Origin of the sequence: Aeromonas sp. R4-1 (assembly GCF_040908325.1) — a bacterium.
GTDB lineage: Bacteria > Pseudomonadota > Gammaproteobacteria > Enterobacterales > Aeromonadaceae > Aeromonas > Aeromonas veronii.
Map to the genome: position 1 here is coordinate 1 of NZ_JBFODM010000027.1, position 5702 is coordinate 5702.

At 52.9% G+C, this 5702-nt stretch carries 3 protein-coding genes; 1 reads left to right on the forward strand and 2 read right to left on the reverse strand.

What is annotated here, in order from left to right; genetic code table 11:
- Positions 1-23: 23 nt before the first annotated feature.
- Together AB5Y90_RS03385 and adhE are read right to left on the reverse strand one after the other, a co-directional pair.
- Positions 24-1055 (reverse strand): IS630-like element ISAhy2 family transposase, encoded by a 1032-nt coding sequence (locus tag AB5Y90_RS03385; RefSeq protein WP_001809438.1) that lies wholly within the window; start codon positions 1053-1055, stop codon positions 24-26.
- Between the two features lie 204 nt (positions 1056-1259).
- A complete protein-coding gene (gene adhE, locus AB5Y90_RS03390; protein ID WP_307896508.1) occupies positions 1260-3926 on the reverse strand; it encodes a bifunctional acetaldehyde-CoA/alcohol dehydrogenase in 2667 nt (888 codons plus the stop codon).
- Between the two features lie 615 nt (positions 3927-4541).
- On the opposite strand from adhE, the gene AB5Y90_RS03395 reads away from it, so the two are divergent.
- Complete coding sequence (locus AB5Y90_RS03395) at positions 4542-5678, forward strand: ISAs1 family transposase (RefSeq protein ID WP_024943479.1); 1137 nt, start codon at positions 4542-4544, stop codon at positions 5676-5678.
- Positions 5679-5702: the final 24 nt, after the last annotated feature.

Below are 5702 nucleotides of genomic sequence, written 5' to 3' on the forward strand. Positions count from 1 at the left end.
CTAAATAACTGATCCCAATAGTGCTACACCTTCGCTGTGCCATAGCCATTCCCCGGGAAAGGAGACACGGTATCCATGAAGTGTTTCACTCGGGCCAGCAGGTTTGCCATCCCTCTGCATTGATGATTGCGCGTGATGGTTTCATGTAACTTGTGCCACAGCCGTTCGATGTGATTAACCCAAGGACTGTAAACTGGCTGGAATACCAGGCAGAACTTGGGATTCTTCTTCAACCATCGCTCGGTCTGTTTGCTTTTGTGAATGATGTAGTTATCGAGGATCAACGTGATGGTTTTGGCTCGTCGGTAGTGGTGGCGCAGCTTTTCCAGCATGGCAATAAACAGCGATGAGTTTTTCTTGATCCCGCTGACGTAAAGTACCCTTCCGTTGCCTGCGTGGAGAACGCCTGCCAGATAATGCTTGGCATTCTGCCCCGGTGTGACAACCCGCTTTTGCTGCGCTCTGAACATCCAGTCGGCTCCTAATTTGGGATTGAGGTCTATATCGACTTCATCCTCATAAAACACCGGATTATCGGCATCACAGCGGGCCAGCGCGGCGTCGATATTCGCCATTTTTTCCTGATAGGCTGGGTCTTTTATCCGCAAGGTCGGCACGGGCCTGCGCCAGACAATGCCCATACGAGGTAACCATCGGCGGAGCGTGGAGGCTGCCACATTGAGCCCTGTTAACCGATTGATTTTTATAGCCAATAGTTCAGTACACCAACGGCTGCGCTGATAACCAAAATCTTGCGGAGAAAACTGCATGAGCAGCACCAGTAAGGTGACAATCTTGGCGATAGGTAAGACTGGGGCACGGCCAGCCGGTAAGGCTTCTAGCGCATCTATGCCTTCATCTCGATACCACCGAAGCCAACGACCGATGGTCGAGCGCGCAGCGCCGGTAAGGTGATGAACATCGGTGATCGTGCGTCCTTCATGTAACAGCAAGATGGCCATCAAGCGACGAGCATGTCCTTTATCACGGGTGGCATGGATGATTTTGTGAATGCGGCGCCGTTGTGGTCGTGGCAGAGGTGGTAGGATAGGCATCAACTCAGTCCTTTGGGTGTGGCTTGTTTTGTTTGGCGACTAATCAGATCGCACAAACTGGACTGAGTTCCCTTCCTCCGGTGATCTACTATTCGGAACAGCTATTTAGCGCAATCGGCAGGGAGATGATGGCTGTGATTAGTGGCAAGTGGCAGATAAAAAAAGCCCGCGCAGTGCGCGGGCTTGTTATCTCAGGACCGGTTATCAGGCCTTGGATTTCTTCTTGCCTTCAACCTTGGCTTCAACCGGGGCAGCAGTTACCTGAGCGGCTTCGGTGAACGGACGACCGTAGTAGGAGTCCAGCAGAACCTGCTTCAGCTCGCTGATCAGCGGGTAGCGCGGGTTGGCACCGGTGCACTGGTCATCGAAAGCTTCGATAGCCAGCTGGTCAACCTTGGCCAGGAAGTCAGCTTCAGTCACGCCAGCTTCGCGGATAGAGGCCGGGATACCCAGGGTAGCCTTCAGCTCGTCCAGCCAGGTCAGCAGCTTCTCGATCTTGGCTGCAGTGCGGTCACCGGCAGCAGTCAGACCCAGGTGGTCAGCGACTTCGGCGTAACGACGACGAGCCTGTGGACGGTCGTACTGGGAGAACGCAGTCTGCTTGGTCGGGTTGTCGTTCGCGTTGTAGCGGATGACGTTGCTGATCAGCAGGGCGTTAGCCAGACCGTGCGGAATGTGGAACTCGGCACCCAGTTTGTGAGCCATGGAGTGGCACACACCCAGGAAGGCGTTGGCGAACGCGATACCGGCGATGGTGGCAGCATTGTGCACCTTCTCACGAGCGATCGGGTCGTTGGCACCGTTCTGGTAGCTGGACGGCAGGTACTCTTTCAGCATTTTCAGGGCTTGCAGCGCCTGGCCGTCGGAGTACTCGTTAGCCAGTACGGAAACATAGGCTTCCATGGCGTGAGTCACGGCATCGATACCACCGAAGGCACACAGGGACTTCGGCATGCCCATGACCAGGTTGGCATCAACGATGGCCATGTTCGGGGTCAGCTCGTAGTCAGCCAGCGGATACTTCTGACCAGACACTTCATCGGTTACTACTGCAAACGGAGTGACTTCAGAGCCGGTACCGGAAGTGGTGGTGATACAGACCAGTTCGGCCTTCACGCCCATTTTCGGGAACTTGTAGATACGCTTGCGGATATCCATGAAGCGCATGGCCAGATCTTCGAACGCAGTGTTCGGGTGCTCGTACATCACCCACATGATCTTGGCTGCATCCATCGGTGAACCACCGCCCAGCGCCAGGATAACGTCCGGTTTGAAGGAGTTGGCCATCTCGGCACCCTTGCGAACCACAGCCAGGGTCGGGTCAGCTTCTACTTCGTAGAACACTTCCACTTCCATATTCTGTGCTTTCAGCAGGCTGACCAGTTCATCGGCGTAGCCGTTGTTGAACAGGAAGCGGTCAGTTACGACCATGGCACGCTTTTTACCTTCCAGGTCGCTCAGAGCGATCGGCAGGGAACCACGACGGAAGTAGATGGATTTCGGAAGTTTGTGCCACAGCATGTTTTCTGCCCGTTTTGCGACTGTCTTCTTGTTGATCAGGTGCTTCGGACCCACGTTTTCGGAGATGGAGTTACCGCTCCAGGAGCCGCAACCCAGGGTCAGGGACGGAGCCATTGCGAAGTTGTACAGGTCACCGATACCGCCTTGGGTAGACGGAGTGTTGATCAGGATACGCGCGGTCTTCATCTTGTCGCCGAAGTACTTGATGCGGTCAGCGTTGCGGTCCTGGTCGGTGTACAGACCTGAGGTGTGGCCGATACCACCGATGTTGACCATGTCACAGGCCATATCAACGGCGTTTTCGAAGCTGCTTGCACGGAACATACCGAGCAGCGGGGACAATTTTTCGTGAGCAAACTCATCTTCTGCACACAGCTTGACGCCTTCACCGATCAGGATCTTGGTATCAGCCGGTACAGTCACGCCTGCCATCTCGGCAATCTTGGTGGCTGGCTGACCAACGATGTTGGCGTTCAGGGCACCGTTGATCAGGATGACTTTACGTACCTTGTCAGCATCTTCTTTGGAGAGCACGTGGCCCTTGTGGGATGCAAAGCGCTCTTTAACCTGGTCGTAGATGGCATCAACAACGATGACTGCCTGCTCGGAAGCACAGACCACGCCGTTATCGAAAGTCTTGGACATCAGGATGGAGGCAACGGCACGCTTCACGTCGGCGGTTTCGTCGATAACGATAGGTACGTTACCGGCACCCACACCGATAGCAGGCTTACCGGAGGAGTAGGCTGCTTTCACCATGCCCGGGCCACCGGTGGCCAGGATCAGGTTGATGTCTTCGTGCTTCATCAGGGCGTTGGAGAGCTCAACAGACGGTTGGTCGATCCAGCCGATGATGTCTTTCGGTGCACCGGCGGCAACAGCTGCATCCAGTACCAGCTTGGCAGCGGTATTGGTGGAGTTCTTGGCACGGGGGTGCGGGGAGAAGATGATGGCGTTGCGGGTCTTGAGCGCGATCATGGATTTGAAGATCGCAGTGGAGGTCGGGTTGGTGGTCGGAACGATACCACAGATGATACCTACCGGCTCGGCGATGGTGATGGTACCCATCTGATCATCTTCGCTCAGAATGCCGCAGGTCTTCTCGTCTTTGTACTTGTTGTAGATGTATTCGGAGGCGAAGTGGTTCTTGATAACCTTGTCTTCGATGATACCCATACCGGATTCTTCCACGGCCATCTGGGCCAGGGGGATACGGGCGTTGTTGGCGGCCAGGGCGGCGGCACGGAAGATCTTGTCTACCTGCTCTTGAGAGAAGCTGGCGAATTCACGCTGGGCTTCCTTAACGCGGGCGACCAGTGCATCCAGTTCAGCCAAATTGGTTACTGCCATGTTTATCTCCTGATTATTTGAAAACTGTTTAGTAAGACGTTGGCAATGCCCGGCAATTATAGTCGCCCTGTCAAGACGGTATCGTTGCAACAGCTTTTTCACATGCCTTACTAAATCGCTTTCTGAGTCGATTATAGAGCGGGGCTGACTCAGAAAAACTTGATCTGGATCATGTGTAACAAAAGAACAAAAGAAATTTTATTTCACAATCCTTGTTTGACTGATGTTATCGGAATGTGCATCAAAGGGAAAGACGAGAGAGTTGTTAACGCAGGGTAATAAACCACATTTATCAAGTGGTTAATTGCACTTCGCCATCAGATAGTAGGGCCGTTTTGGCTGTGCAGGTTAGCAAATATGAGTGAATCGGTTTCAAAACCACCGACAAACGCACTTTATTCCAGCGTTTGTTGCAAAAATGATTGTTGTTTTAATCCATGACTAATCCGCTTTATTCCCCAAGGGGGCTATTTCTGCCCCCTTTCCCAGTTTTGCATTGTGGCTCTCTTGCCGAGTCAATCAGGGCAAGATCGCGAACGTTTTTTAAGCAGGGCACGAGGATTTGACCGACCGAACAGGGTGTGATCTTATACTCTCTTTTACGGGAGTTTCGTCATGAACCATCAAGCGGCATTTACCCAATTCTTCTCCGAACTTGAAGACCCTCGTCAGACAACCAAAATCGCGTACCCCTTCTTCGATGTGGTTTTTCTCACCGTCTGTGCTGCTATTGGTGGAGCTCAAGGTTGGGAAGATATCGAGCTTTTCGGCGAGGCACATCTGGAATGGTTTCAGCGTAATGGATTGTTTCATAACGGATTACCTGTTCACGACACCATAGCCAGGATCATCTCCCGTATTCAACCGGAGCAATTCCAGAACGCCTTCGTCCGCTGGATGCAAGCAACATCAGAACGTACCGATGGTGAGCTGATTGCCATTGACGGCAAGACCTTACGCAGCTCTTACGACCGAGACAGTCGTCAGTCTACCATTCATATGGTCAGTGCCTTTGCCGCTGAGAATCGTCTGGTGCTCGGGCAAGTCAAAACAGATGAGAAATCTAACGAAATCACCGCCATTCCTGAATTACTGGCACTCCTCGATATAAAAGGCTGCCTGGTATCCATCGATGCCATGGGCTGCCAGACTGGAATAGCCTCAACCATAGTCAAGGGCGGTGGCGACTACTTGCTGGCGGTAAAAGGTAACCAGCCCACACTGCATAATGCAGTACGCGCAGCTCTGGCCGAGTCGACCAAGAAGCCGCTGAGTGAAGAAACGCTCAGTGTCGAGAAAGAGCACGGTCGCATCGATGGCCGCGAGTACCATGTGTTACCAGCCGGAGCACTATCAGAGCAATTTCCAGAGTGGAAATCGCTGAAGACTGTCGGTGTCGCAATATCCTATCGAATTGAAAATATGGAAAAATTTTCGATGGAGTATCGCTACTACATCAGCTCGGCTGAACTGACACCAGAGCAGTTTGCTTCAGCGGTACGAGGGCACTGGGCAATTGAAAATAGCCTGCACTGGGTTCTGGATGTCGTGATGAATGAGGATGCCTGCCAGATATATCGAGGTGATGCCCCTCAAATATTGGCCTGTGCACGACACATGGCGCAAAACATGCTGCGAGCCGAAACCAGCCGTAAGGCAAGCTTGCGGAAGAAGCAGCAATTTGCGGGCATGAGCAGCCCATATCTGGAAAAGGTATTGGATTCAGGGCTGGCTGAATTGAAGTCAATTTAACAATATGTTCACGCTCTCGCCCTG